Annotated in this window: 20 protein-coding genes; 4 read left to right on the top strand and 16 right to left on the bottom strand. The window is 46.9% G+C overall.

Annotation, left to right across the window (positions count from 1 at the left end; all coding sequences use genetic code 11):
- Positions 1–200: 200 nt before the first annotated feature.
- The 4 genes from CUR83_RS02760 to CUR83_RS02745 all read right to left on the bottom strand — a co-directional run bounded on the left by CUR83_RS02760 (position 201) and on the right by CUR83_RS02745 (position 7,251).
- Positions 201–1,217 (bottom strand): cell division protein ZipA, encoded by a 1,017-nt coding sequence (locus CUR83_RS02760; protein WP_284719034.1) that lies wholly within the window; start codon positions 1,215–1,217, stop codon positions 201–203.
- A 214-nt stretch (positions 1,218–1,431) separates the two neighbouring features.
- A complete protein-coding gene (locus tag CUR83_RS02755; RefSeq protein WP_284719033.1) occupies positions 1,432–5,355 on the bottom strand; it encodes an AAA family ATPase in 3,924 nt (1,307 codons plus the stop codon).
- 66 nt (positions 5,356–5,421) lie between these two features.
- A complete protein-coding gene (locus tag CUR83_RS02750; RefSeq protein ID WP_284719032.1) occupies positions 5,422–6,363 on the bottom strand; it encodes a hypothetical protein in 942 nt (313 codons plus the stop codon).
- A 12-nt stretch (positions 6,364–6,375) separates the two neighbouring features.
- Entirely contained in the window at positions 6,376–7,251 is an 876-nt protein-coding gene (locus tag CUR83_RS02745; RefSeq protein ID WP_071002315.1) for an STM4504/CBY_0614 family protein, read from the bottom strand.
- Positions 7,252–7,307: 56 nt separating this feature from the next.
- On the opposite strand from CUR83_RS02745, the gene CUR83_RS02740 reads away from it, so the two are divergent.
- The gene (locus CUR83_RS02740) at positions 7,308–7,637 is read left to right on the top strand and encodes an IS630 transposase-related protein (RefSeq protein WP_071002316.1); all 330 of its coding nucleotides are present in this window, start codon (positions 7,308–7,310) and stop codon (positions 7,635–7,637) included.
- The gene (locus tag CUR83_RS02735; RefSeq protein ID WP_156770979.1) at positions 7,585–8,157 is read left to right on the top strand and encodes an IS630 family transposase; all 573 of its coding nucleotides are present in this window, start codon (positions 7,585–7,587) and stop codon (positions 8,155–8,157) included. The genes CUR83_RS02740 and CUR83_RS02735 overlap by 53 nt, the downstream gene beginning before the upstream one ends.
- A 148-nt stretch (positions 8,158–8,305) precedes the next feature.
- On the opposite strand, the gene CUR83_RS02730 is transcribed toward CUR83_RS02735, so the two are convergent.
- Positions 8,306–9,109: a sulfite exporter TauE/SafE family protein gene (locus CUR83_RS02730; RefSeq protein ID WP_284719799.1), complete on the bottom strand. Its 804-nt coding sequence runs from the start codon at positions 9,107–9,109 to the stop codon at positions 8,306–8,308.
- Between the two features lie 458 nt (positions 9,110–9,567).
- Here CUR83_RS02730 and CUR83_RS02725 point away from each other — a divergent pair, with 458 nt between their 5' ends.
- Both CUR83_RS02725 and CUR83_RS02720 read left to right on the top strand, forming a co-directional pair.
- Entirely contained in the window at positions 9,568–10,539 is a 972-nt protein-coding gene (locus tag CUR83_RS02725; protein WP_071002318.1) for a biotin--[acetyl-CoA-carboxylase] ligase, read from the top strand.
- 71 nt (positions 10,540–10,610) lie between these two features.
- Positions 10,611–11,339, top strand: coding sequence for a pantothenate kinase (locus CUR83_RS02720; protein WP_071002319.1), 729 nt, complete (start codon positions 10,611–10,613; stop codon positions 11,337–11,339).
- A gap of 135 nt (positions 11,340–11,474) precedes the next feature.
- On the opposite strand, the gene CUR83_RS02715 is transcribed toward CUR83_RS02720, so the two are convergent.
- The 11 genes from CUR83_RS02715 to CUR83_RS02665 all read right to left on the bottom strand — a co-directional run bounded on the left by CUR83_RS02715 (position 11,475) and on the right by CUR83_RS02665 (position 25,732).
- On the bottom strand, positions 11,475–12,662 hold the full coding sequence (locus CUR83_RS02715) for an isovaleryl-CoA dehydrogenase (RefSeq protein ID WP_284719031.1): 1,188 nt from the start codon (positions 12,660–12,662) through the stop codon (positions 11,475–11,477).
- Positions 12,663–12,810: 148 nt separating this feature from the next.
- On the bottom strand, positions 12,811–13,731 hold the full coding sequence (locus CUR83_RS02710; RefSeq protein ID WP_284719030.1) for a hydroxymethylglutaryl-CoA lyase: 921 nt from the start codon (positions 13,729–13,731) through the stop codon (positions 12,811–12,813).
- 15 nt (positions 13,732–13,746) lie between these two features.
- Positions 13,747–15,864 carry an acetyl/propionyl/methylcrotonyl-CoA carboxylase subunit alpha gene (locus CUR83_RS02705; RefSeq protein WP_252962637.1) on the bottom strand — a complete coding sequence of 706 codons (2,118 nt, stop codon included), beginning with the start codon at positions 15,862–15,864 and terminating at the stop codon, positions 13,747–13,749.
- A gap of 70 nt (positions 15,865–15,934) precedes the next feature.
- Positions 15,935–16,753, bottom strand: coding sequence for an enoyl-CoA hydratase/isomerase family protein (locus CUR83_RS02700; RefSeq protein ID WP_240365886.1), 819 nt, complete (start codon positions 16,751–16,753; stop codon positions 15,935–15,937).
- Between the two features lie 171 nt (positions 16,754–16,924).
- Positions 16,925–18,535, bottom strand: a complete 1,611-nt coding sequence (locus CUR83_RS02695) for a carboxyl transferase domain-containing protein (protein WP_071002324.1) — start codon at positions 18,533–18,535, stop codon at positions 16,925–16,927.
- Positions 18,536–18,661: 126 nt separating this feature from the next.
- Positions 18,662–20,440, bottom strand: a complete 1,779-nt coding sequence (locus CUR83_RS02690; RefSeq protein WP_284719029.1) for an AMP-binding protein — start codon at positions 20,438–20,440, stop codon at positions 18,662–18,664.
- Between the two features lie 305 nt (positions 20,441–20,745).
- Positions 20,746–22,005: an FAD-dependent oxidoreductase gene (locus CUR83_RS02685; protein ID WP_284719028.1), complete on the bottom strand. Its 1,260-nt coding sequence runs from the start codon at positions 22,003–22,005 to the stop codon at positions 20,746–20,748.
- Positions 22,006–22,335: 330 nt separating this feature from the next.
- Positions 22,336–23,067, bottom strand: a complete 732-nt coding sequence (locus CUR83_RS02680) for an amino acid ABC transporter ATP-binding protein (protein WP_071003697.1) — start codon at positions 23,065–23,067, stop codon at positions 22,336–22,338.
- A gap of 174 nt (positions 23,068–23,241) precedes the next feature.
- On the bottom strand, positions 23,242–23,913 hold the full coding sequence (locus tag CUR83_RS02675; protein WP_284719027.1) for an ABC transporter permease subunit: 672 nt from the start codon (positions 23,911–23,913) through the stop codon (positions 23,242–23,244).
- Positions 23,910–24,656: an amino acid ABC transporter permease gene (locus CUR83_RS02670; RefSeq protein WP_071002328.1), complete on the bottom strand. Its 747-nt coding sequence runs from the start codon at positions 24,654–24,656 to the stop codon at positions 23,910–23,912. Before CUR83_RS02670 ends, CUR83_RS02675 begins: the two co-directional genes overlap by 4 nt.
- 89 nt (positions 24,657–24,745) lie before the next feature.
- Positions 24,746–25,732, bottom strand: a complete 987-nt coding sequence (locus CUR83_RS02665; RefSeq protein WP_284719026.1) for a glutamate/aspartate ABC transporter substrate-binding protein — start codon at positions 25,730–25,732, stop codon at positions 24,746–24,748.
- Positions 25,733–25,913 lie beyond the last annotated feature (181 nt).

The following is a 25,913-nucleotide window of genomic DNA, read 5'->3' as shown; positions in this document are numbered from 1 at the left end:
GCTCGCTCAGTCTACTATGTGTAGTACTTTCACTCACCTTCCTCGTATCTAAATTATCTTGAACCGACTCTAGATCTTTTCAGAAACTATAGCCCATTAAAAAAGGCAAATAACGTGAATCGCTATTTGCCTTTTTAACACTCTATAATTGTTTTTAGCAGTTGATTTACTTAGCCTTCGAGCTATTCGCCTTTAAGCTTTTAGCCTTCATAATCACGAACTTGATTACGTAGCTGCTGCTTGTATTCAGGCGTGATTGGTTGGTTCTCTTCATCGAGCATAATCGCGTCAAGATCGCTTGCCATCATATAAGCAATGCTCATCATGCTATCGAAGCTGCGCACGGCTTGAGGATGTGGCAATGATAAAAACATAACGATGCCGTTATACGTGTTGGTCGCGACACTATGCGGATCAAAGGGCGCGATACCATTGTCGGTGATACCCATCATACTAAACCACAGCATACCCGTGCCGTCTTTTTGCTCATAGCGATGGAACATATTCATCGCGCCATAGCGTAGACCATATTTATCAATCAATGCTAGCAGATCATGACCACGGATAATCGCGGTTGGGCGATCGCGATATTGGTGCGGCAAGATGGTGATGTTGATGTTGTCTTTGGCATTGATCAAAGGACCGTTTTGCGCGTCATCACCTGATTCTGATAAATGCTGATCAAGTATCGGGCTGTTGTTGTCAAAGCTTGGTTCTTCTACCGTGTCAATCGATGGCATCAAACTATCTGTTGCCGACATGAGGCTAGAGAATGCATCAGGCTCTTGCTCGATATGCATCTGCTCAGCCGCCTCTAAAAACTCAGCGTTATCAGCGCGACCTTGCTCTTCTTGCCAGCGCGCATAGTCCTCATTGTCGACGACGTCATGATCTTCATCTGCCATAGTGTCACGCTCAGCAGTCAGCTGGGCATCAACGTTAGTATGAGTCTGCGTCAATGGCTCTTCTTCAACGACAGCATTCAGATAAGTGCGGTCAGGGCCAATGCTCGTCTCGCCAGCAACCGTATCATCAAAGTCTGGCTGATCAACGATATTGCGCTCATGACGCGGTATGATGGGAATACCGTTTTTATCATAATTGACCGCAGCAGCTTCAGCACCATTACGGCGCTTAAAACTGCGAATGACCATAAACAGCCCTGCGAGCACGATAAACGCGGCAATGGCAATCAATACAAACTGAATAGCGGTCATGATAAATACATCCTAGTATATATAACAAAAGGGAATACACAAACGAGCATAAATGGCAATATTCTAGCATGGCTGACCCATGTCGTCACCACATTGTGTACTTTATAACCAGTATGCTGGACTGAGGTCAAGCATATTTGTATTTATGCCGATGGATTGATTATATTTGCATCGCTTTGATTCTCATAGCGCTTTTAATTTGGCTTTTTTGGTCTTAGCTCTCTACATAACGCGCGGCTTCATCGAGCGACACACTGACTAGGGTAGAAATACCGGCGCTTGGCATGGTGATGCCTTTTAGCTCATCGGCAATCTGCATCGTGAGTTTATTATGACTGATAAAGATAAACTGCAAGTCATCTGCCAACTCATGAATGAGGCTAGTAAAACGCGCAACATTGGCATCATCAAGCGGCGCATCGACCTCATCAAGCACGCAGAACGGAGCAGGATGCTGCTTAAATATCGCAAAAATCAGGCTCAATGCGGTCAGCGTTTTTTCACCGCCAGAGAGTACGGCTAAGCGGCTATTGCGCTTGCCTTTTGGCTGCGCCATCAAGGTAAGCCCTGCCCGCCATTGCTCCGACTTTGGCGTATTGGCTGGCATCTCGTCTGTGTTCAACGTCAGACTGGCTTGCCCGCCGCCAAAGACTTTGGCAAACAAATTGGCCAGCTCATTATTGACCGCATCGAGCGTCTGCATAAATAGCGTCTTGGTCGTCTCATCGATCGAAGCAATCGCTTCAGTCAATGTCTGCATACTGGCGGCGATATCGGTGGTCTGCTGCGCAAGTGGCTCCAAGCGCTCATTGACCTCGGCCAACTCCGCGACAGCAGCAAGATTGACAGCGCCAATCTTACTTAATTGCTGCGCAAGCTTGGCGCGCTCGGACGCAAGCTCAGCGATTTTGTCTGGGCGCACACGGCGATCATGAGCGATAAAGTCTGCCAGCAAGTTTGAGACACTCATGGTTTGTTGAGGCTGTTCTGCTTTCGTTTTGTACTTCTCACTCACTTGAGTATAAGCATCTAGAGCGCTTTGTGTATGTGAACTGGCATCCTCCAAACGCGCGGCACTTAATGCTAACTCAGTTGCATGCTGTGCAAGTTCGCTTTGCTGCTTCTGCAAGGTATTTTGCAACGTATCAAATGCCGTCTGCTGCTCAGCATACGCTTGTTTTAGTGCCGTGAGCGCGCTATCACGCTCACTCAATAACGCTTGCTGCTCATCGCGCGTTGTCTGTGCGCTATGCAATGCGGCTTGCAACGTTGGTAATGTGCTCTGCTGCTTATCATGGCGCGCCTGTAGACTCTGCTCATTCTCTAATGACTTATCATATTGCTCGGTTGCACGAGCCAGACTGCTAACGCTATGCTCTAGGCGCATCTCATGCTGCTGAATACGTAGCTGTAACGCCTGCCAAGCCTCATCGACGGCTTGACGTGCGCGGTTTAGCTCGCTGCGCTCAGATTGTAATTGCTGATTGGTCGCTCGTGCCTCTGCTATTTGCGGCGTGAGTGTGGCGATCTCGCGTTCGATATCCTGCTGCTCATGAAGAAGTGTCTGCGCCTCATGCGCAAGCTCTTGCTTTTCTTGCTCAAGCGTCACTTTGTCAGCATTTAGGCGTTGGCTGTCTGCTTGCAAGCGCTCAGCGTTGGCGCGATCGGTCGTCAGTTGCTGCTGGTATTTATGCTTATCACGGGTTAATTGCTCAGCTTGGGCGCGCGTTTCTTCCAAACTGACTATCAACGCATCATAATCGCGCTGGTGTTTTGCGATGGATTTTTGCTGATTGTCGATGCTCAACTCTAGCTCACCGAGCAGGTCCTCTAGCGTTTGCAAACGCGTGCGCTGCGCCAAACGCTGGGTGAGAAACTGACTGCTGCCCTCGCTTTGATCGTCTTGCGCGCCCGCAAGCTTACTCAAATTAAGCGTGCCTTGACAACTAATGACCCAACCATCAGCAGTCAGTAGAAGCGCTGATGACGGTAATGACTTTAAGACATCGGCAAACACGTTAATATCATGCTCACTAGTAGACTCAAACTGCGCTGTGTATAGATAACACTGCTGCCATAGCGCAAGCACAGGCTGCGCAATCAGCTGTGATAATGGCAATACTTTATCAGTTAAGCTCTCTGGCAAATCGCTGATAAAGGCACTGTCTCTGGTTTTATTTTGCTTCGCAGGCAACCATAGGCTATGACCCGTTGCTAGTGTTTTTTCTTTTGTACTGGCTGAGGTGTTTTGTATGGTTTGATAAGTAATTAAATCAGTAATGTCATCTTCAAGTGCTTGCCACGAACTCAAACTATTGGCTTTTTGATCCGCATCATTCACATGGTCAGCACGGCTTGCAATTAATACATGGCTATCTAGCCATAACGCTAAAACACTATCGAGTAGCTGTGCGTGCGCTTGGCCTGTCGCGCTCAGCTCAATCTGTTCACGCAGCGTCGTAATAGCCAATTGCTGCGTATTTACAGCGCCACTATCGGTGTTATTTGTTGCAGCTGCTTTGTTTTGAGAGTTTGATATAGGTTTTGGATGCAATATCTGATGCAAAGTGTCGTATTCACCTGCCAGTAACGCATGACGTTTTTCATCATCGCTCAGCTCGCGTTGCTGCGTGTTCAGTCGCTGCTGCAAATGATGCGCTTGCGGCTGTATCTCAGACAGACGTTCATCCACCCCTTCTTGCTGACGCTCAATCTGCTGTAGCTGTTTGCTCAGCTTAGCGACTTGCTCTTCTAGCACCTGATGCAAGTCTTGCTCGTCCGCTGCCTGACTTGCATCAGCACTGGCACTAACAGCACTGGCAGATGGGGCTATAGACTGCTGTAATTGCTGCCAGAGGTTTTGCCAATTTTGCGCGCGGCGTTGCCACTTATCATCGCTTTGCTGGTGACGCTTTTGTGCTTGGGTATTAATCGCCTGCTGCTGCTCAAGCGTCCGAGCCTTATCTTGCAAGCGTGACAGCTGGTTTTGCGCATCATGCCACGCGCGCTGCAATGGCTGCTCATGACGCTTGTGGTTATCACGCTTGTCGCTCAGCTCAGCGAGCTGTGGGCGTAACCTCTCTAATGCTTGCTGCTGCTCAGCTTGTTCAGTGTTAAGCCGCTCGATATCAGCGAGTGATTGCTCACGCTGCTGCGCTAAGTGAGACAGTTGCTGCTCAATGGCTGCCAGCTGTGCAGTGGCATCACTCAGTTGATGCTCGGCAGTTTGGTAACTCAGCTGCTGCTCGTAATGCGCGCTTTGGGCATCATCTTTGAGCCATTGCTCTTGGTTAATACGAGCGGTGAGCTTGTCTTGTTGCGCTTTTAGCGTGTCATAATCCGCTTGCAATGTCGATACTTCAGCCGTACTGCGCTCATGTATGATTTTTTGCTGCTGCTGATTGTGCTTGGCTTGGTAGAGCTGCTGAATGGCAAGCTGCTGCTCAATATCAGCCAAGCTTAGTGAGATTTCCTCATAACGCTGCGCGCTCGCTGCCTGTTTGGACAGTGTCTTTTGTTGGCGGAGCAGCTCGCTTTGCATATCGTGCAGACGCGCCAGATTGTCTCTTGTCTTCTCAAGCTTTTTTTGCGTTTCTTCACGCCGCGCCTGATAGCGCGACACCCCAGCCGCTTCTTCGATAAACTCACGCAGCTGCAAAGGACTTGACTCAACAATCCGCCCAATCATACCTTGCTCAATGACCGCATAACTACGCGCGCCCAACCCTGTTCCCAAGAACACATCGACCACATCGCGGCGACGACAGCGCGTACCATTGATAAAGTAATCTGAGCGGCCGTCTTTATTGACCTGACGGCGAACGGACAGCTCTTGGTACAAGTTAAGCTCATGGCGAATGCCCGTTTGCTCATCTTGGGTATGCTCAAAGGTCAGCTCGACACTCGCCACACTCTTAGCCGTTTTGTCTTGCGTACCAGCAAAGATAACATCGCTCATCGCCCCGCCGCGCAGCTGCTTGGCAGAGGTCTCACCCAGCACCCAGCGTATGGCATCAATCACATTGGATTTGCCGCAGCCGTTTGGCCCGACAATGGCGGTGATACCATGGCGAAAGGTAAAGGTCGTTGGGTTGGCAAAGGACTTAAAACCTGCCAGCTTTAGGGATTTTAAACGCATGAATAGTCAATAGATGTGGCGAAAACAGGCGGCTATTCTACCTGAAATTGTCGTGAGTTTTTAGGATTAAACGCCTAAATGCATAAACGATTTTGCCTTCAGGCTTTGATGAAACCCTCGTAATAGTTTTTGCTCCACTTGGCTGACCTCGTTTTCTGCTAAGTAGCGCTGATTGAACGCAATCAATGCTGACCACGTGATACTGGCCACTTGCAGATGATCGACGATGTCTAACAGCTCTGGTCTTAATAGATGCTGATATTTTTTGGGTCTTTTGTGACACAGCGCCAGCTCTCGGTCGGCTAAGCGCTGCTTATTGTGCTCTAGCTCACTGCCACCGATGAACAACAACAAAAACTTGGCACCTTTATCGATAAAGCCTTTTTCGAGCAAATGCTCATACATCACGCAGTACTTGAGCAGCTGATCTGGGTTTTTTCGACCATTAAATTTTAATTCGTTTGCTACCAGCACATTCGCCTGATGGTTGTAGGCCAAGTTGTCCATATACATCGCTTTTAGCTCGGTGCTTGCCTCAAACAATCCGCTGTTACCATGTGTCGACCATGATCCATTTGGTTCAAAGGCGATGAATTGCTGATAAAATGAGTCTAAGTAGACATCACTACATAAACTTAAAAAGATATCAAACTCTTTATTTAGATACTCTTCAGAAAAGAATTTTACGCGGCGCACAGCTTCTCTAGGATGACAGATGCCAACTCTTTGGGATGAATAGGTTCCTAATTGCTCCGTGTCATGCATTTTTGCGTTGAGCTTTTTGATAATGGCGTGTTCAATCTCTTCTACACTTTTGCCTGCTAGCTCAGGCTGGGTAGCCCACTCAATGATTTGGCGTACATATTGCTTTTTGGTGATACCAAGAATTTGCTTGGGCTCCCACGCCAAAAACTCTACCATATTGGTAAGACCAGTCGTCCATGATATCTGGTCTTTCAAGTGACTCACCGAGCCAAAGACACGGCGATATTTTTCTGCTGCTTTCATACTAATAATGTCTCATGGTTTACATACTAGGTTTATTCTATTTAACCTTTCTTCTGCTTTGATTAAAAATACAATCGTAGACGCTGTCATGTGTAGCACATACTGAATAAGGTGTTCAGGAACTTCTATCTCATCATTACCTTTGCCATGACCACTAAGTTTATTTCGAGGTGTACCTATGCTTGAGATAAGCATATTACCTAATGAATTAAAATGATCAGTCCAAAATTTTGGTATCAGTTCATTAGCTAGACAACAATCAATAAGCCTCTTTGAAGTATCTTTTTTGCCATATTCCCAATCATGTTTATCTAGTATGATTTTCATGGTACTTTCAAATGCTTTAAGACAATCTGTTAGAGCGGCATCGTAACGACCATGACGATAATGTTCGTGGGCGTTTAAAAACTCTTCTTGAGCACCTCTGTATGTAGGGTTACTTAATAACTGTAAAGCGGGTTTGACCGCTTCAGCATGAATAAACTCAGAGTCCACTCTAACGATTTGACCGTTTTCATATTGATAACCTACACCGTTTTCAAGAAATCTATGATTTAATTCATTTATAGTGTCATCTAAATTTATGTTGACTTCACGTCTATTTTCTTTAGAGAATTTTGATATTGTTTTCATCATCAGTTCTACTACACTTAATGCCTTTTCCGCACACTCTTCCTCCAAAAAATATTTATAAATACTTTCAAAATAAATAATCAGCCCTTCTACGTTGCTATCATCTTCATTCAACTTAAAAACACCAGTTTCCTTGCATAATATTTTGTAGCAATTTTTTAAGTATTCACGATTTAGGGTTAATTGACTCCAATTAATACCAGATTGATCTTGACCTATTGTTTCGTTCCAAATATGAACAATTTGTATAGTCAATTCCACCTAAAAGTGTTATAAACTAATTATCAAATTCAATTGTTATTATAAAGACCATGACTTACTCACTAGATTTTCGTATGCAAGTACTAAAAAGCTTAGACGAGGGTATGACCTTTGCCGAGGCGGCTGAGTTTTATAATCTGAGCCCAACCACCATACAGAACTGGAAGCGGCGTATTCATAGCAAAACAACCAGGCAAACCAAACCCTATAAAATACCAGATGACGTGCTACTTAATGATGTCAAAGAACATCCCGACGATTACCAGTATGAGCGAGCACGTCGTTTGAACTGTAGTAAAACAGGCATTCATCATGCCCTAAAACGGCTTGGTATCAGTCAAAAAAAAGACCTTAGAACATCCAAAAGCCTGTCCGATTAAAAGAGCGATATATCACAGTAAGCTTGATATCTTTAAACAACAAGGCTATCCCATTGTTTACATGGATGAAAGCGGCTTTGAGTACGAGACTATTCGCTCTCATGGGTACACATTAATTGGTACACCTTGTATTGATAGCTACAATTGGCAAGGTAAAAAGCGAACCAACGTTATCGGTGCTCTCTATGAAAAGATGCTGTTTGCACTAGATTACTTTAAGCACAACATTAACAGCAGCATATTCTACAACTGGTGCAAACAAACCCTAATCCCAAGTCTTAAAACCAAATGCGTGATTGTGATGGATAACGCTCGATTTCATAAGAAGAAGCGCATTCAAAAGCTACTGAATAGGCATGGTCATCGTATTCTATGGCTGCCACCGTACAGCCCTGATTTGAACCCTATTGAAAAGAAATGGGCACAAGTAAAGTTTCTACGCCAAGGCTGGTTGGAAAACGACTTATCCAAGTTGTTTTATGATGTTTGTCCTAACCATAACAATTTTATTTTGAACTGACTATACTTTTAATTTGTTAGGCAATTCTTCGTACTGGTAAACGTCAGGATATTCGCCTCGAATTCTTTTCTGTCTTTTATGGAATAATTCGGTAATAGCCATATTGAACCCTCAATTTATTATTAGTAACTAATTCACTACACCAAAACTAAATCACACCCAATCCACTTAATAACAACTGCCCTCCTGCAAATATCAATAATACGCCAAACGCGCGCTTGAGCATCAAGGCAGGCAATACATGAGCAAGTTTGGCACCCACTTTTGCCATTGCAAAGCTCGCCACCGAAATACACAAAAATCCTATGACATGGACAAATCCGATGGTGCCCTCAGGCAGATTGACCACATCTTGACCAAACCAGGCAAATCCAGCCGCGCCAGCCAGAGCAATGGGCAGACCGCACGCCGCTGACGTACCGACCGATTGCTTCATCGGCAGCCCCGCCCAGTTCAAAAACGGTACGGTCAAACTGCCACCGCCAATCCCAAAGATAGAGGACGCCATGCCAATGCCCGTACCAGCGCCAAACTGTACCCCAGCAGGTGGCATCGGCTTACCCACTTGCTCTTTGTTAGAAAAGAACAGCATTTTTAGCGCAACCAATAGCGCACCGACCCCAATGATGGCTTGTAGCGCCTGACCATCAATCATATCTGCGATACCAGCGCCGACCAAACTCCCCACAACCAAACCAAGCGCCATCTTGCGCCATACTTCCCAGCGGACACCGCCGCGTTTATTGTGAGCCGTCAGTGAGCTGATCGAGGTCACAACAATGGTCGCAAGAGACGTACCAATAGCTAGGTGTGTCACCACCTCTGGCGAAAAGTCATACGCGGTAAAAATCCAGACCAGTGCAGGAACGATAATCATGCCGCCGCCCACGCCAAACAAGCCTGCACTGACACCTGCAAACGCCCCTGCAATCACAAACCACACATATAACATCATAGAACAAGCCTTTTATAATACTGGCCTAGGGCGTGTTGAACATTCGACCATGGCACTGACAGCGACTATTTTTAGGCGATTCGATGTTAAAAATAATAAGTTTAGTCACTCTAAGCGCTTATTTTTAACGATGAGGCGGCAAAAAAGAGTCCTGTCCCCTGCTTTTATCGTTGGGGCTGATGCTAAAATTGCCCCATACTGCGTTACAAATCTCGCTAAGGCATCTGCATTATCGTCGCTTTGTGCCTTGTTTGGAACAATTTTAGCGATCAGCAGTGCCTATTTGCGAATGTTCAACACGCCCTAGTATTAATTTTATTGCCTACTTACTGGTTTCTTAGCGCACTTAACTGTATTTGCCAAATCTCAACGCGACCTTTATTCTGTCTTTGGTATGCTGTCTTTGGTAACCGCTTAGTATATCAAAGTTTCCTTTAACCACATCGATTAAACTTATGCCACCACTCACCAATTTCTCTCCCGCTTTATCCGAGCTTAACCACCGTCACGTTGCCAGTAGCGCCTCGACCAATAGCGAGCTGATCGCAGCGCTGCAAGATGGCACGCTAGATGCTACTACCGTACACGTCTTGACCGCAGAGACTCAGAGCGCGGGACGTGGTCAACATGGGCGCTCGTGGCAGTCACCACGCGGCAATGTCTACCTGTCGCTATATCACCCCGTACATATGCCAGTTAGTGGGCTACTGTCTTTGATTATTGGTCTTGAGCTGGCAAAAATGCCTGTTATCCAAACCGTAAATGGGCAACTACAAGCGCAAGGTCTGACGCCAATTGGGGTGAAATGGGCAAATGATTTGGGGTTTTATCAGAATCAAGCCAGTCATCATTCTGAATTGGCGCACTCTGCACCCGATGGTTCAGCTTTAGACAGCGCCATCTCACTTCAGCGCACATTGCCCTTTCAAAAGCTCGCTGGCATCTTGATAGAACCTGTGACCAAATCAGGTAAGCTGGTTGGTGTGGTGCTAGGCATTGGGTTAAATGTAAAAGCTGCGCCAACACTCACCGCTCAAACCTCTGAGGGGATGAGTTATCAGGCCATCAGCCTCCAAGATATCTATGCAGTGCTGCAGCCAGCAACACAAGCCACTCGCCTGCCAGACTTACAAACATTGTATCAGCAAATGACGACGGCACTGATGGCAGCGATGACTCGCTTTGAGCATTTGGCCATCGAAAAACCAACGGGGCATACCTATTATTTAGATGGATTTTTGCAGCAGTTTGCTGCGATGGATGCGCTAGCCGGTCTGCGTTTACGTGTTACCCAAGACTATAATAATGAGAAAAAAGTCATGACGGGAGTCGCTTGCGGTGTCGACACTCATGGGTGTTTGCAATTACAGCAAGATAACGGTAAGATTTCTACGCTTTTTACTGGACGTATTGACGTTATTTATTAGGGACACGCCCTAGGCTTAATCATAACACTGACGAGCACCATCATTAACGAGCGCTATATAAAGGGATTTTTATGCTCTGGCTTGATCTTGGCAATACCCGCCTAAAATACTGGCTAACCGACGATATCGGGCAGATAGTCTCACATGATGCCAAGCAGCATCTGCAAGCACCCGCTGAATTACTCATGGGTCTGACTGACCGCTTTGAGCGTTATGCGCCCGATTTTATTGGTATCTCATCCGTACTGGGCGATGCGCTCAATGCCCAAGTATCAGAGACGCTCAGTCGTTTGAACATTCCATTTGAGTTTGTCCATGTTGATGCCGCGCATGCGCTTATGAAAAGTGCTTATAATGACCAGCAGCTCGGCTGTGATCGCTGGCTACAGATGCTAGGAGCCGTCGATAAGAAAAAACGCCAATGCGTGATCGGCTGCGGTACGGCAGTGACCATTGACTTGATTGATCACGCTGAGCATTTGGGTGGTTATATCTTCCCCAGTATTTACCTACAACGCGAGTCTCTGTTTTCTGGAACCAAGCAAATCACCATCTCTAACGGCACGTTTGATAGTGTTAGCCAAGGCATGACCACCCAAGACGCGGTGCACCGTGGCATCTTGCTCTCTATCGTTGGTGCAATAAATGAGATTAGTCGTCGTCACCCAAACTTTGAAGTGATCATGACAGGCGGCGATGCGGCCACTATCTCGCAGCATGTCAATCGCCCTGTACGCTTGCGCGATGATTTATTATTAAATGGTCTGGCACGGTATTTTGATTATCGTAATAAGTCATAATCCATCATAGATAAGCCAATATCATACTGTCACACTGACAAAAAAAGCAGCACGTTTAAAGCGTGCTGCTTTTTTATTAGATACTTTTCTCTTTTATAAGGTCGAAGCTTTGCTAGCTACTGCCCTAACCCTTTTTTATTTGGTCTCGTTAAACAGCTCACGACCGACCAGCATACGACGAATCTCGCTAGTACCTGCGCCAATCTCATACAGCTTAGCATCGCGCCAGTAGCGACCGAGTGGATACTCGTTGGTATACCCATTACCGCCAAATATCTGAATGCCCTCACCTGCCATCCATGTGGCTTTTTCGGCGCACCATAGAATCACGCTGGCACAGTCTTTACGCACTTCTCGGCTGTGTCCTGCGCCGTGCGCGTCTAGCATATCGAGGTTTTTACCCACGGTGTATAAGAAGCTACGACCTGCCTGCAAAATAGTATACATATCAGCCACTTTGCCTTGGATTAATTGAAATTCACCAATTGCTTGACCAAACTGCTTGCGCTCATGGATATAAGGGACGACATTGTCCATCACCGCCTGCATGATACCTATAGGACCTGCGGCTAATACGGCACGCTCATAATCTAGGCCACTCATGAGTACCTTAACGCCTTCATTGAGACCGCCCAAGATATTGTCGCTTGGTACTGTCACATTGTTAAAAGTCATCTCACCCGTATGGCTACCACGCATGCCAAGCTTGTCGAGCTTTTGCGCGGTACCAAACCCTTCCATACCTTTTTCTACGATAAAGGCAGTCATACCTTTGGCACCCATCTCAGGATTGGTCTTGGCATAGACCACCATCACATCCGCATCAGGGCCATTGGTGATCCACATTTTGCTACCGTTCAAGATGTAATTGCCGTCTTTTTCTTCGGCTTTGAGCTTCATGCTGACGACATCTGAACCAGCACCGGTCTCACTCATTGCTAAGGCACCGATGAACTCGCCGCTGATGAGTTTTGGCAGATATTTTTGTTTTTGTGCTTCAGAGCCGTTGCGTTTGATTTGGTTAATGCACAAATTAGAATGCGCACCATAGCTAAGCGCCACCGATGCCGACGCTCGGCTAATCTCTTCCATCGCCACCATATGAGCGACATAGCCCATGTTGGAGCCGCCATACTCTTCAGGGACGGTAATGCCATGTAGACCCAGATCGCCCATCTTTTGCCACAGATCCATAGGGAACTTATCACTGCTGTCGATCTCGCTTGCACGCGGGGCAATCTCATTGGCCGCAAACTGCTGTACGACATCACGTAGCGCGTCAATATCTTCGCCAAGCTGAAAATTCAATCCGGGTAAACTCATAACCATTCCTTGTTTTTTAGTATAGTCAATCAATATTAAAAGTGGTACAAAGCAGACGAGTGTAAGTACTACAGTAGTAGGCTAAACGAGTCTAACGCTGTAACACTTTAATAGTGGTTCGACTATATTTCATTTTTACGATAATTTTTTAAGACTGACGTTTATTAATCAAAGCCCGTGCCACATTTGAGCCATTTGGACGCTTTAAAAACCCACTAATACGCTCGCCTGCCACGACCAATTTTTCCAAATCGATACCCGTGCTAATACCCATACCATGCAGCATATATACCACATCTTCGGTCGCGACATTGCCCATTGCGCCTTTGGCATAAGGACAGCCACCGAGGCCTGCGACTGAGGTATCAAATTCGCCGACACCCATTTGTAAGGCAGCCAAGGTATTGCTGAGTGCTTGACCGTAAGTATCATGAAAGTGACCTGATAACATGGCAATATCAGCATACTCAAGGGCTGCTTGTAGGGCGCGCTGCACTTTGAGGGGTGTACCCACACCAATGGTATCAGCAATGCCAATCTGCTCTGAACCAATCTCAATCAACCGCTTGGTGACATAAGCGACTTGGCTAGGGTCAATCTCGCCTTCATAAGGACAACCAACGGTACAAGAGATAACGCCGCGTACTTTGATACCTTGCGCTTTTGCCGCAGCGGCAACGGGCCCGAAACGCTCAATACTCTCATCGATACTGCAGTTGATATTTTTTTGGCTAAAGGTTTCGCTGGCTGAGCCAAAAATAACAATTTCATCAGGACGGTAGGCAATCGCATTGTCAAAGCCGCGCATATTGGGCACGAGTACTGAGTAACAAACGTCCTTCTGCCGCGTTGGCGCAAGCGCATCCAGCAATGCGCTGTTATCGCCCATTTGTGGCACCCACTTTGGCGAGACAAAACTGGTCGCTTCCAGTTTTTTAATCCCTGCGTCAATTAAATCATTGATTAAGGCTTGTTTAACCTCGGTCGGTACCGTCATGGATTCGTTTTGCAATCCATCACGCGGACTGACATCGACGATGGTGACATGGCTTGGATACGAGTGGCTCATGCTTATTGTCCTTTTCTATTCGCTTTCACTATCGATACGCAGTAGCTCATCACCATCAGCGACCAAATCACCTGCTGCAAATAATAGTTCTGCTACCACACCATCATTTGGTGCGGTAATGGTATGTTCGATCTTCATGGCTTCGATGACCGCAAGTGGTTCGCCTTTTTTCACAGTATCGCCAACAGCTACTTTGAATGCAACGACTTGCCCTGGCATCGGTGATTTTAGGCTGCCGACTGCTGCTGTGTCTTCACCCACATGCGCCATCACATCAATTAAGGTAATCTCATCGCATCCGCTATCTGTGAACACATAAACTGTCTCATTACTAACCCAGCTCTGCGCACTGATACGTGCACCCTCTAACCATAAGGTATGATTGTGCGCATCACTGCTATCATAGCTGACTTGGCCTTCATAAACCGTTTCAGTCTGAGCGGCGACATTGATATTGCTATCATCCTGCGTGTTCGCGACTTCTTTACCAATGACAAGCGCAAAGCTACTGAGATTGTCACCGCCCTTTTTGCGTTCAGCGCCACTCACATTGTGCCAGTTACTGATACGAGCATAATAGGACTGCTCATTATAAATGAGGCTAAATGAGCGAGTGTAATCGCTATAAGCACGGAATCCTGTCGGTTTGCTAAAGGGGTCGTTGTCGATCTTTTGTAATACGGCTTCACTCGCAAGCTGCTGCGTAATAGCCGTCACCACAAGCGTCGATAATCCAAGCGGATGCTGATCAAATAGCTTGTCCTGCTCGCGCTCTATCAGCGCCGTATCAAGATTGGCGTTGTTAAATGAGTCGGTATTTAAGATATAACGCAAAAATGCCACATTATTTGGTAGACCGACGATACGCGTCTGCGCCAATGCACGATCGAGTCTCGCCAACGCTTGCTCGCGTGTGGGTGCGTGGACGATAAGCTTGGCAATCATAGAATCGTAGAAGGGACTGATGACATCACCCTCGCGTACGCCATCATCGATACGCACATCAGCGCCGTTTTTATCAATGACAAAGGTGCTGTGCTCAGGCTTCTGATAGGTAAACAACGTTCCCGTCGCTGGTAAAAAATTATTGTCAGGGTTTTCAGCACAGATACGCGCTTCGATCGCATGACCATTGATCGTCAAATCGTCTTGCGATTTTGGCAATGGCTGACCCGCAGCGACCAACAGTTGCCACTCGACCAAATCCACACCAGTAATGGCTTCGCTGACCGGATGTTCAACTTGCAAGCGCGTGTTCATCTCCATGAAATAAAAATTCATCGTGCCTTCGCGCTGCTCCACAATAAACTCAACCGTGCCAGCGCCGACATAATTAACCGCACGCGCCGCCTCAATTGCAGCCGTACCCATCGCTTCACGCATGGCCCTATCGACACCCGGTGCTGGCGCTTCTTCCAATACTTTTTGATGGCGACGCTGCACGGAGCAATCCCGCTCAAACAGATGCACATAATTGCCATGCGTATCGCCAAATACTTGGATTTCGATATGGCGTGGTTTGAGCGCATATTTTTCGATCAACACTTGATCATTGCCAAAACTGGTAATTGCTTCACGGCGGCACGAGTCAAGCAAGTCAATAAAATCACTGCTTTGCTCAACGATACGCATGCCTTTGCCGCCGCCGCCTGCACTCGCTTTGATTAAGACAGGATAGCCAATATCATCTGCTTGCTGCTGCAAAAACTGGGCGTCTTGATTGTCACCATGATAGCCGGGTATCAGCGGCACGCCAGCGGCCTCCATCAAGCGCTTGGACTCAGATTTGCCGCCCATGGCGCGAATCGCCTCAGCAGAGGGTCCGATAAACACCAAACCAGCCTCTTGGCAGGCCTGTGCAAAATCGGCGTTTTCACTCAAAAACCCATAGCCTGGGTGGATGGCCTCAGCACCTGTTTGCTTGGCGATGGCAATAATGGCATCACCTTTGAGATAGCTGTCTTTCGGTGCCGAACCGCCTAGATAGATCGCTTCATCACAAACCGCCACGTGCTTGGCTTCGCGATCAGCATCAGAATACACCGCGACGGTACTGACGCCAAGACGCTTGGCAGTTGCGGCCACTCGGCAAGCAATTTCACCACGGTTGGCAATTAGAATTTTAGAAAACATAACTATCCCTGTATCTTGTCATTATTATTTGACGTCTTGTCTATTTGTCCGTTTATCTATTCGTTTATCGTTAGTTTGCTGTCAACCAATCAGGCTTGCGCTTTTGCAAAAATGCTTGCACGCCCTCCTTTCCTTGTGTTGATGCGCGAATATCCGCAATACCTTTTACCGTATCAGCAATCAGCTCATCAGTGATGGGCGCGCCAGCAACATCGTGTAATAGCTGCTTGCAGGTTTTGACCGCATCGGGGCTGTTTTTAACCATTTTGGCACAAAGTGTCGTGACCTCATCATCTAACCATTCTTCGCTCACGCGCTCATGGATAAAGCCAAGCTGACGTGCTTTTTTGGCATCAAACACCTCAGCACTTAAGAAGTAACGCTGCGCAGCTCTAGCGCCCATCGCTCGGATGACATAAGGACTGATGGTCGCAGGTGCCAAGCCCAAGCGCACTTCGCTCAGGCAAAAGTTGGCAATCTTCACAGCGATGGCCACATCACAGACGGCAACGAGACCCATACCACCTGCATAGACATCGCCTTGTATTGCCGCAATCGTCGGCTTAGGACACTCATAAATTGTCTTAAGCATTTGCGCCAATTTATCCGCATCCGCTAGATTCTCTTCATAGCTATAATCCGCCATGGCGCGCATCCAATTAAGATCAGCGCCTGCACAGAACGCTTTGCCAGCAGCGGCTAACACAATGACACGTACGTCATCGTCAGCACCAAGCACAGTGAAAGCCTCTGTCAGCTCGGCGATCATCTCGTCATTAAAGGCATTGCGTATCTCGGGACGATTTAACGTCACGGTAGCGACGTGTTGTTTTATATCGACTAATAGACTTTTATAATGATTACTATTTTTTGATTTTGCTTCTTTCATAACTTTCTCTATGTTCCTATTTATATGTCTATGTAAATACTTAGCCCAACGTTTGGGTCATCCATCATAATGCTCATATAAGAAAGTAAGATGTCAAAACCCGATGTTGCGGTAGAATCGTATTTAAAAAGATTGTCGCACCACTCTCTCATCACGAGCAGACCTTAGCGCTTACATTCTAAAGACACCAAAAGTCGTCTCTTCAATCGGTGCGTTATAGGCAGCGCTCAGTCCCAATGCCAATACATGACGGGTATCAGCAGGATCAATCACGCCATCGTCCCACAGGCGCGCGGTGGCATAATAGGGATGACCTTGCGCTTCATACATTTCACGAATTGGTGCTTTAAATGCCGCTTCATCTTCCTCACTCCACGCCTCACCCTTGCGATCAAAGTTATCACGTTTGACCGTTGCCAGTACTGACGCTGCTTGCTCACCGCCCATGACAGAGATACGGGCATTTGGCCACATCCACAAAAAGCGCGGACTGTAAGCACGGCCACACATACCGTAGTTACCCGCGCCAAACGAGCCACCAACGATGACGGTGAATTTCGGTACTTTGGCATTGGCAACTGCCATCACCATCTTGGCACCGTGACGAGCAATGCCTTCGTTTTCGTATTTGCGCCCAACCATAAAGCCTGTGATATTCTGCAAAAATACCAATGGAATTTTGCGCTTACAGCACAGCTCGATGAAATGCGTGCCTTTTTGCGCCGACTCACTAAATAGAATGCCGTTATTAGCAATGATACCCACAGGCATCCCTTCGATATGAGCAAATCCACAAACCAATGTCGTGCCAAAGCGCGCTTTGAATTCATCAAAGGCACTGTCATCAACGATACGGGCGATGATTTCTTTGATATCAAATGGCTTGCGCTTGTCCGTTGGAATAACGCCGTACAGCTCTTTGGCGTCATAACGTGGTGGTCGCGGTGTGATTTGATTAGGAATGTGTTTGGCAGGGCGATTCAAATGACTGACGATGTTACGGGCGATTGATAACGCATGCGTGTCGTTTTGCGCTAAGTGATCGACCACGCCTGATAGCCGCGTATGCACATCACCGCCGCCCAAATCCTCTGCACTCACCTCTTCACCCGTTGCAGCTTTTACCAGTGGCGGACCACCCAAAAATATCGTGCCTTGCTCTTTGACAATGATAGATTCATCGCTCATGGCAGGCACGTACGCACCACCAGCCGTACAGCTACCCATGACCACCGCGATTTGCGGAATACCTGCCGCACTGAGGTTTGCTTGGTTAAAAAAGATACGGCCAAAGTGCTCTTTATCAGGGAATACGTCATCTTGGTTGGGTAAATTAGCACCACCTGAATCAACCAAATAAACACACGGCAAATGATTTTCTTGCGCAATCTCTTGAGCGCGCAAATGCTTTTTGACTGTCATTGGGTAGTAGGTGCCGCCTTTTACCGTGGCATCATTACAGACAATCATACACTCAATACCATTGATACGACCAATACCGGCAATCACGCCAGCCGCTGGAATCTCCTCGCCATACATGTCATGCGCTGCCATCGGTGCTACTTCCAAAAACGGCGTACCCACATCAAGCAAACGCTCAACTCGCTCGCGTGGTAGTAGCTTGCCACGTGCTAGATGCTTGGCACGGGCGCGCTCTGAGCCACCTTGGGCGACTTTACGCAAGTGTACATACAAATCATCGACGATCGCTTGCATCGCCGCACTGTTTTGCTGAAAGTCGCTTGAGTTTGGACTCAGTTTACTGGTTATGATAGCGCTCATGATATCCCTTTTCTTTGATACATAGATACGTAAATGCGAGTAGCTTTTATATGAATGATCCAACTGCTATTTTTTAAGTATGACTCACATAATTCATTTTTAGTGTTTTAGAGCTGATAAATAAGCTTACGACAAACCCAACTCTTCTTTCATTTGCTCAATAATTTTATACTTTTGAATCTTGCCCGTGATGGTCATTGGATACTCAGTGACGAAGCGATAGTAAGCAGGCACTTTATAATGAGCGATGTGCTCGCTGCAGAATTCACGGACTTCCTCTTCCGTCAAGCAGCCAGGCTCTTTAGGAATAATCCACGCTGCGAGCACTTCACCATAACGCTCGTCGGGTATCCCAACGATTTGTACATCGCGAATCTTGGGATGACGATAAAGGTAGTTTTCGATCTCAACCGGATAGATATTTTCGCCACCGCGAATCACCATGTCTTTACTCCGGCCGACGATTTTCACATAGCCGTCTTCATCCATCGTTGCCAAATCACCCGTGTGCATCCAACCATCTTGAATGGCTTCTCGCGTTTTAAAACGGCTACCCCAATAGCCTTTCATCACTGAATAACCACGCGTGAGTAGCTCGCCAGTCTCGCCGATAGGCACAATTTCGCCCGTCTCGGTGTCGATCACTTTTACCTCAAGTGCAGGCTGTACCAATCCTACGGTCGAGACTTGTTTATCCAGTGGCGTATGCTCATTGGTCTGGCAAGAGACTGGACTGGTCTCGGTCATACCATAAGCGATAGTGACTTCACTCATGTGCATCTTGTCGATGACGCGGCGCATGACCTCAATCGGACAGCTGGAACCTGCCATGATGCCCGTACGCAGGGTAGACAAATCAAAGTTTTCAAACTCAGGATGGTCAAGCTCGGCGATAAACATCGTGGGCACGCCATGTAGACCGGTACATTTCTCTTCTTCAACCGCTTTTAATACCGTCAACGGCTCAAAGCCATCGTTTGGATAGACAATACAACCGCCGTGCGTGAGAATCGCGAGGTTACCAAGCACCATGCCAAAGCAATGATACAACGGTACTGGAATGCACAGTCTATCGGCTTCCGTGAGATTCATGGCCTCACCAATGAAGTAGCCGTTATTAAGAATATTGCGATGGCTCAGCGTCGCGCCTTTTGGTGTGCCTGTCGTGCCACTAGTGAACTGCACGTTGATAGCATCAGTATTTTTGAGTTGAGCTTGACGCTCGGCCACGCGTGGATCGTTGGCGTCGCCTTCCGCCATCCATGCAGAGAACTTTTGCATGAAACCAAAGGCCTCATCAGAGTCTGGCTCATCAATCCAAATGATACGTTCAATCGTTGGAATCTCAACCAAATCAAGCTGGGTATAATTTTTATGGTAAATCTCAGGACAGAGCTCACGAATCAAGCTGGCATAGTCACTGGTTTTAAAATGACGCATAAGCACCAGTGCTGAGCAGCCGAGTTTATTTAAGGCATATTGCAGCTCAAAGGTGCGGTAGGCAGGGTTGATATTGACAAGGATAACGCCGACTTTGGCGGTGGCGAGTTGCATCAGCAACCATTCAGCATTGTTGTGTGACCAAATCCCGATGCGATCGCCAATCTCAAGCCCCATCTCAATCATGCTACTGGCTAGCTGATTGACCTGCTGCTGTAGCTCACGATATGTCCAGCGAATATTTTGATGACAGACGACCAGCGCTTCGCGCTCAGGATATTTGGACACAATAGCATCAAAAAAGTCACCGATGGTCGCTTCAATCAGCGGTACATCAGGCCCTTTATCATAGCTTTGGGTGAGCGGCGCATTTGCTGAGCGTGCGCCCATATTGATACTAGGGATATTATCTAAAATAGCGTCGGAATCAACGTGAGTCTCATCGAAATTAGAGTTTTGAGTCATAACGAGTCCTTTCGTTTTACTTTTTATAGTATTTATAGATGGTGCTGATTAATCGCTGGCGAGCAAACCTTCTTCCTTGATTCGGTTTGATATAGCATTCAACTACTATAACGCTATAAATGAAAGCATGTCAACAATATCAATACGGTATGTATCATTTAATTGATTATTTAAAGACCTTGATTAAAAAAAGATACCGTAAAAATATGGCAGGTTTTTGACATAAAAAAGCCAGCCACATCATAAGGAATGGGCTGGCTCAACCAGTAACGTGATCTTTTAAACTTGCTTTTTAAACAAGTCTATCAGGAGGCTTTGGGAGTGGCAGGCGCTTTGATTGTCACCGTTGCGCTCACTGCGTCAGTGTCATCCAGCAAATCCATGATGAGTTCATCATCGCTTTCCGTCTTCACTTGCCAATTCCCAGCCGCGTTTGGCACACCCGTTACCATCACCGAAATCGCTTTGTTCTTTAGGCGAATCATCGGTGGCTTATGATCATAACCGCTGTGCTCGTGCCCTAAGATATCATCAGCGATGGTCGCAGCCTGTGCGCGTAATGGCGCAACATAACGACAGGCAACCCCATTGATAGACATACAATCACCAATGGCATAGATGTGTGCAGTGTCGGTGCGCAATGTCGATTCATCAACCACAATACCCGTACGACGGTCAAACGTAACGCCCGCTGCCGCTGGTAATTGCCCATCGACGGTCAGACCTGTACTGGCAATCACATGGTCTACGATCAATGGCTCAGGTTGCTCTGCATCGGTACTGCCTTCGGCTGAGGCGAGCGCTGCGTAGTCTACTCTTAGCTTTTCGCTATCGCTACTGTCGTCATTGCCACTCACGCGGGTAACAGCAGAGACTTGAGAGCCGCCCAAAAACTGAATACCTTGTGACTCAATTGCTTTGGCAATACGTGCCGTCGCTTTGGCTGGTAGCATTTGTGATAATGGCGCATCGTTCAAATCAATTAAAGTCACTTGATGACCTGCTTTTAGCAAGTCTTCCGCGATTTCTGTCCCGACCATACCAGCGCCAACGATGGCAACGTGCTGACTACCGGTTGCCAGCTTCTCTTGTAGCTGACCGAATTGCTCAATGTGATTGACATGCCATACCAAATCCTCTGGCAAGCTTTTGGGGAAAATAGGATGCGCACCCATCGCTAGCACCAACTTACCATAATTGATCGTCGCATAATCCGTGTGGGCGGGATCTGGTCTATTAGCAGAGATAAGCTGTAACTGTTGGGTTGCCGTATCAATATCTGTGACCTGTGTGTCAGCCAGCAACGTCACGCCTGCGGTTTTTGCTGCGTCGCTACCTGTTGCTCGTACTAGGTCTGATGCGCGCTTGTTTTGGCTGATCGCCATGGTCAGCATCGGCTTGTGATAACGATCGCCACTATCGGAGGTGATCAAGGTAATCGGAATCTCTGCATCTTTTGCACGAATCGCATCAATCACATGCCAGCCTGCCAAGCCTGCGCCAATGATGACAACGCCATTTTTTGATGAGGTTGCCGATGCTACGGATAGATTGTCTACGCTCATAAAAACTCCAATATGGTTTATGAATTATTCTAATTATCAACAAGAATGGCAGCCATTGTATCAGTAAACAGACATGCACTCACCTATCTAACCGTATAACCAATCACATATTCATCTATAGTCGAACCACTATTAAAGCGTTACAGCGTTAGACCCGTTTAGCCTACTACTGTAGTACTTGCACTCGTCTGCCTTGTACCACTTTTAATATTGGTTGACTATAAACCAAATTTCTAGATTAACGCCCATAAAAAAGCGCCTATTAATAGACGCTCTTTATTGATGATTTCATTTATGTTTGAAGCACTAGCATCAATACAGCTAAGGTGATTAATGATTCAAAATCTTCGATAAGAACATCTGCGCACGATCACTTTTCGCCCCTTCAAAGAATTCGTCTTTACTACAGTTCTCAACGATATGCCCTTCATCCATAAAGATAATACGATTGGCAACCTGACTGGCAAAACCCATCTCATGGGTCACGCACATCATGGTCATGCCCTCACGCGCCAGCTCGACCATGACGTCAAGCACCTCTTGAATCATCTCAGGATCGAGCGCTGAGGTTGGCTCATCAAACAGCATCGCCACAGGATCCATGGCAAGCGCACGGGCAATCGCCACACGCTGCTGCTGACCGCCAGAGAGCTCGGCTGGGTATTTTGCCGCTTGTACCGTCAGACCAACGCGGTCTAGATACGCCATGGCCTTTTGCTTGGCCTCACTTTCTTTACGCCCCAATACTTTGATTTGGGCAACCGTTAAATTATCAATAATGGTCAAATGCGGAAACAATTCAAAATGCTGAAACACCATGCCGACACGGCTACGCAGCTTAGGCAGATTTGTCTTTGAATCACCGACAGAGATGCCGTTGACCATGATCTCACCTTTTTGAAAAGGCTCAAGCCCGTTAACGGTCTTAATCAGCGTCGATTTACCACTACCTGAAGGGCCACAAACGACGACCACATCCCCTTTATGCACGTGGGCAGTACAATCAGTTAGTACTTGAAAGTCGCCGTACCATTTGCTGACATTGGACATTTGAATGACCATCTCATCCGTCGCATGGCCATTGTTAGTCACCAGTCCACCAAAGGAATTTATGTATGTATCAGCATTGCTCATCACTGGCTCCTAACCACATTATTATCGATAACCGTCGTTTAAAAATTAAATCAAAATACCAAACCACAATCTTAACGCTCAAAATCCTAAGCGAGACATCTATTAAAACCGCAAGCGTTTTTGTAGCTGCTGCACGCCCATAGACGCACTTAAGCTAATCACAAAGTAGATAGCACCCGCCCCTAAGATATAAGGGGTAAGTAAGCCCATGAGCTCACCGCGGACGTAGGCGGCGCGGAAAAAATCCGTCAAACCAATGGCGAATACCAGTGTCGTATCTTGGAATAAGATAATACACTGCTGCAAAATTAGCGGTAGCATTTTGCGAAAGGCTTGCGGCAAGATGACCAGACGCATGGTCTGCCCGTAAGTCATGCCAAGCGCTTTGGCAGCATTGACCTGTCCACTACCGATCGATTGAATACCTGCACGCACCACTTCTGAAAAGTAGGCAGCCTCAAACATCATGAAGGCCACCACACAAGAGGCAAAAGCGGCATTGATTTGTAGATACTTGCCTGCTATCCAAAAATAAATCATCGGTACAGCAAAATAAAACCACAGTAGTACCAAGAGCAGCGGCACTGAGCGGAAATAGTTGACGTATAGCCTCGAAGGTACTTCAAGCGCTTTGATACCAGACAAGCGCATCAATGCTAGTATCGTGCCTAGGCTGATACCACCAATAATTGCCAAGAACAGCACTTTTAAGGTGATGATCATACCGCCCATCAAACCAGGATAGGCTGTTGCCAATTCGGTCATCATACTCATTTCTGACCTCCTGCAATCAGCCCAGGCACACGCAATTTACGCTCGATAAGCCCCATCAGAGCAATCAATGATAAATTGAAAACGAGGTAAATAATCGTCGCGTAGGTATAAATCTCAATACTGTTCTGCGTGTATTCACTGATGGTTTTGGTTTGACTGATCAGCTCCATTACCCCAACGAGCGAGGCGACAGAGGCGTTTTTGAAGCAGTTGGTCAGCTCCGAGCTGAGCGGCGGCAAGATAATACGAAAGGCTTGTGGTAGCAGCACTTCTTTGTAGACTTGCGGAATACTAAAACCCAGTGCATATGCGGCATTGGTCTGTCCATCAGGTAGGGATTCAATCCCTGTACGAACTTGCTCAACGATACGAGCAGCGGTAAATAAGCCAAGACCGATACTTGCCGATAGCATTGCTGAGGTATTCGGCGACAAGTCCTTATACCACCACTCCTGTATTGCTGGCGTCAGCCAGCCGGGTGCGATGTAAAACCAAAAGAACAATTGTACCAGCAGTGGAATATTGCGAAAGAATGTCACATAGGCGGTACCAATCGCTCGCGCCGTCTTGCTCGGCAGCGTGCGCATGATGCCTAAGATGGTACCGACGACCATGGCGATGGCCCATGCGATACTGCCGATCAATAGCAGCCAGCCAAGACCTGTAATCATCCAATGGATATAAAGCTCGTTACCGATACCAGTTTGCTCAAAGAGCACACCCCAGTTCCAGCTATAATTCATGGTTGTCTCTCCGAGCAGCGATTCATAAGCCTATAGGTCAGAAACATAATATCTGACCTATAGACAAGCCATATTGAGGGACAAAGAGCTTATTGAGCGGTCGCCGCTTTTGGCTGAGCACCGTCATGCGGATTGGCAATCAACGCTTTTAAGTTGTCAGACATCTCAAAGTTTAGATTGACGTTTTTCGGTGGGACAGGGTTCAAGAACCATTTGTCATAAATGCCATTGATTTCGCCTGAGCTAAAGACATTATTTAACGCTTCATTGACCACAGCTTTGAATTCAGGATCGTCTTTACGCATCATACAGCCATAAATCTCAAACGATTGTGGCTCACCAACGATAACCCATTCATCAGGATTTTTTGCTTTGGCTTTTTCGCCCGCGAGCAACACATCATCCATCATAAAGGCATCAGCACGACCATTTTCTAACATCAAAAAGGCTTCGCCGTGGTCTTTTGCTGAGATGATGTTCATATCCATTTTGTTGTCATCATTGTACTGACGGATATAACGCTCTGAGGTCGTACCTGCCGTGGTGACAAGGGTTTTACCTTTTAGGTCTTCAAAATTCTGAATACCAGAGTCTTTGTTGGTCAATAGACGCGTACCAATCTCAAAGAAACCATTAGAGAATGCCACCTGTTTTTGGCGCTCTTCGTTGTTGGTGGTTGAGCCACACTCAAAATCCACCGTGCCGTTTTGTACCAATGGGATACGCGTTTGTGAGGTGATTAAGTTATAACGGACGTTGAGATCTGGCATGTTTAGCTTTTGCTTAACGGCTTCAACGACTTTCATTTCTAAATCGTGGGCATAGCCGATAGGCTGATTAGGATCATCAGCGATATAAGAAAATGGAATAGAGGAGTCACGGTGACCGACGACGATGGTGCCAGAGTCTTTGATTTTTTGTAGCGTGCCGTTGGTATCCGTGGCAGCAGCTTCTGTCGTGGTGGCATCATCTGCAGCTGGCGCTTCGGCTGTGGTCTGGCTACTGTTGTTACAACCAACTAAGCCCAACGCCATAAAGGCCGCCAAAGTCAACGGTTTAGAAAATAAGTGGGTCATGGAATACATCCTTTTATCACAAGCTTTTAACACAAGATTGAATGAGTGCTTTGAAGACACGAGTCTGATTGACCGATCTCATTGCCCCGCATCCGTACAGTTGTTGCTGTTGTTTGTCACAATGCAACTCAATGTTACTGTACAACAAATTTGTGTTAGATGGTAAGTTTTTTTTGAAGGA

The organism is Psychrobacter pocilloporae, from assembly GCF_029872915.1.
Classification (GTDB): Bacteria; Pseudomonadota; Gammaproteobacteria; order Pseudomonadales; family Moraxellaceae; genus Psychrobacter; species Psychrobacter pacificensis.
The sequence above is the reverse complement of the archived record's forward strand: the minus strand, read 5'-3'. Positions and strand labels throughout refer to the sequence as shown.

What these genes read in the sequence shown, in the direction of transcription:
- CUR83_RS02730 (WP_284719799.1), bottom strand. Translation starts at nt 9,109, where the DNA reads ATGTTATATGTGTGGTTTGTGATTGCAGGGGCGTTTGCAGGTGTCAGT.
- CUR83_RS02755 (WP_284719033.1), bottom strand. Translation starts at nt 5,355, where the DNA reads ATGCGTTTAAAATCCCTAAAGCTGGCAGGTTTTAAGTCCTTTGCCAAC.
- CUR83_RS02760 (WP_284719034.1), bottom strand. Translation starts at nt 1,217, where the DNA reads ATGACCGCTATTCAGTTTGTATTGATTGCCATTGCCGCGTTTATCGTG.
- CUR83_RS02705 (WP_252962637.1), bottom strand. Translation starts at nt 15,864, where the DNA reads ATGTTTTCTAAAATTCTAATTGCCAACCGTGGTGAAATTGCTTGCCGA.
- CUR83_RS02715 (WP_284719031.1), bottom strand. Translation starts at nt 12,662, where the DNA reads ATGAGTTTACCCGGATTGAATTTTCAGCTTGGCGAAGATATTGACGCG.
- CUR83_RS02710 (WP_284719030.1), bottom strand. Translation starts at nt 13,731, where the DNA reads ATGAGCCACTCGTATCCAAGCCATGTCACCATCGTCGATGTCAGTCCG.
- CUR83_RS02725 (WP_071002318.1), top strand. Translation starts at nt 9,568, where the DNA reads ATGCCACCACTCACCAATTTCTCTCCCGCTTTATCCGAGCTTAACCAC.
- CUR83_RS02750 (WP_284719032.1), bottom strand. Translation starts at nt 6,363, where the DNA reads ATGAAAGCAGCAGAAAAATATCGCCGTGTCTTTGGCTCGGTGAGTCAC.
- CUR83_RS02665 (WP_284719026.1), bottom strand. Translation starts at nt 25,732, where the DNA reads ATGACCCACTTATTTTCTAAACCGTTGACTTTGGCGGCCTTTATGGCG.
- CUR83_RS02670 (WP_071002328.1), bottom strand. Translation starts at nt 24,656, where the DNA reads ATGAATTATAGCTGGAACTGGGGTGTGCTCTTTGAGCAAACTGGTATC.
- CUR83_RS02690 (WP_284719029.1), bottom strand. Translation starts at nt 20,440, where the DNA reads ATGACTCAAAACTCTAATTTCGATGAGACTCACGTTGATTCCGACGCT.
- CUR83_RS02685 (WP_284719028.1), bottom strand. Translation starts at nt 22,005, where the DNA reads ATGAGCGTAGACAATCTATCCGTAGCATCGGCAACCTCATCAAAAAAT.
- CUR83_RS02740 (WP_071002316.1), top strand. Translation starts at nt 7,308, where the DNA reads ATGACTTACTCACTAGATTTTCGTATGCAAGTACTAAAAAGCTTAGAC.
- CUR83_RS02680 (WP_071003697.1), bottom strand. Translation starts at nt 23,067, where the DNA reads ATGGTCATTCAAATGTCCAATGTCAGCAAATGGTACGGCGACTTTCAA.
- CUR83_RS02695 (WP_071002324.1), bottom strand. Translation starts at nt 18,535, where the DNA reads ATGAGCGCTATCATAACCAGTAAACTGAGTCCAAACTCAAGCGACTTT.
- CUR83_RS02675 (WP_284719027.1), bottom strand. Translation starts at nt 23,913, where the DNA reads ATGAGTATGATGACCGAATTGGCAACAGCCTATCCTGGTTTGATGGGC.
- CUR83_RS02720 (WP_071002319.1), top strand. Translation starts at nt 10,611, where the DNA reads ATGCTCTGGCTTGATCTTGGCAATACCCGCCTAAAATACTGGCTAACC.
- CUR83_RS02700 (WP_240365886.1), bottom strand. Translation starts at nt 16,753, where the DNA reads ATGAAAGAAGCAAAATCAAAAAATAGTAATCATTATAAAAGTCTATTA.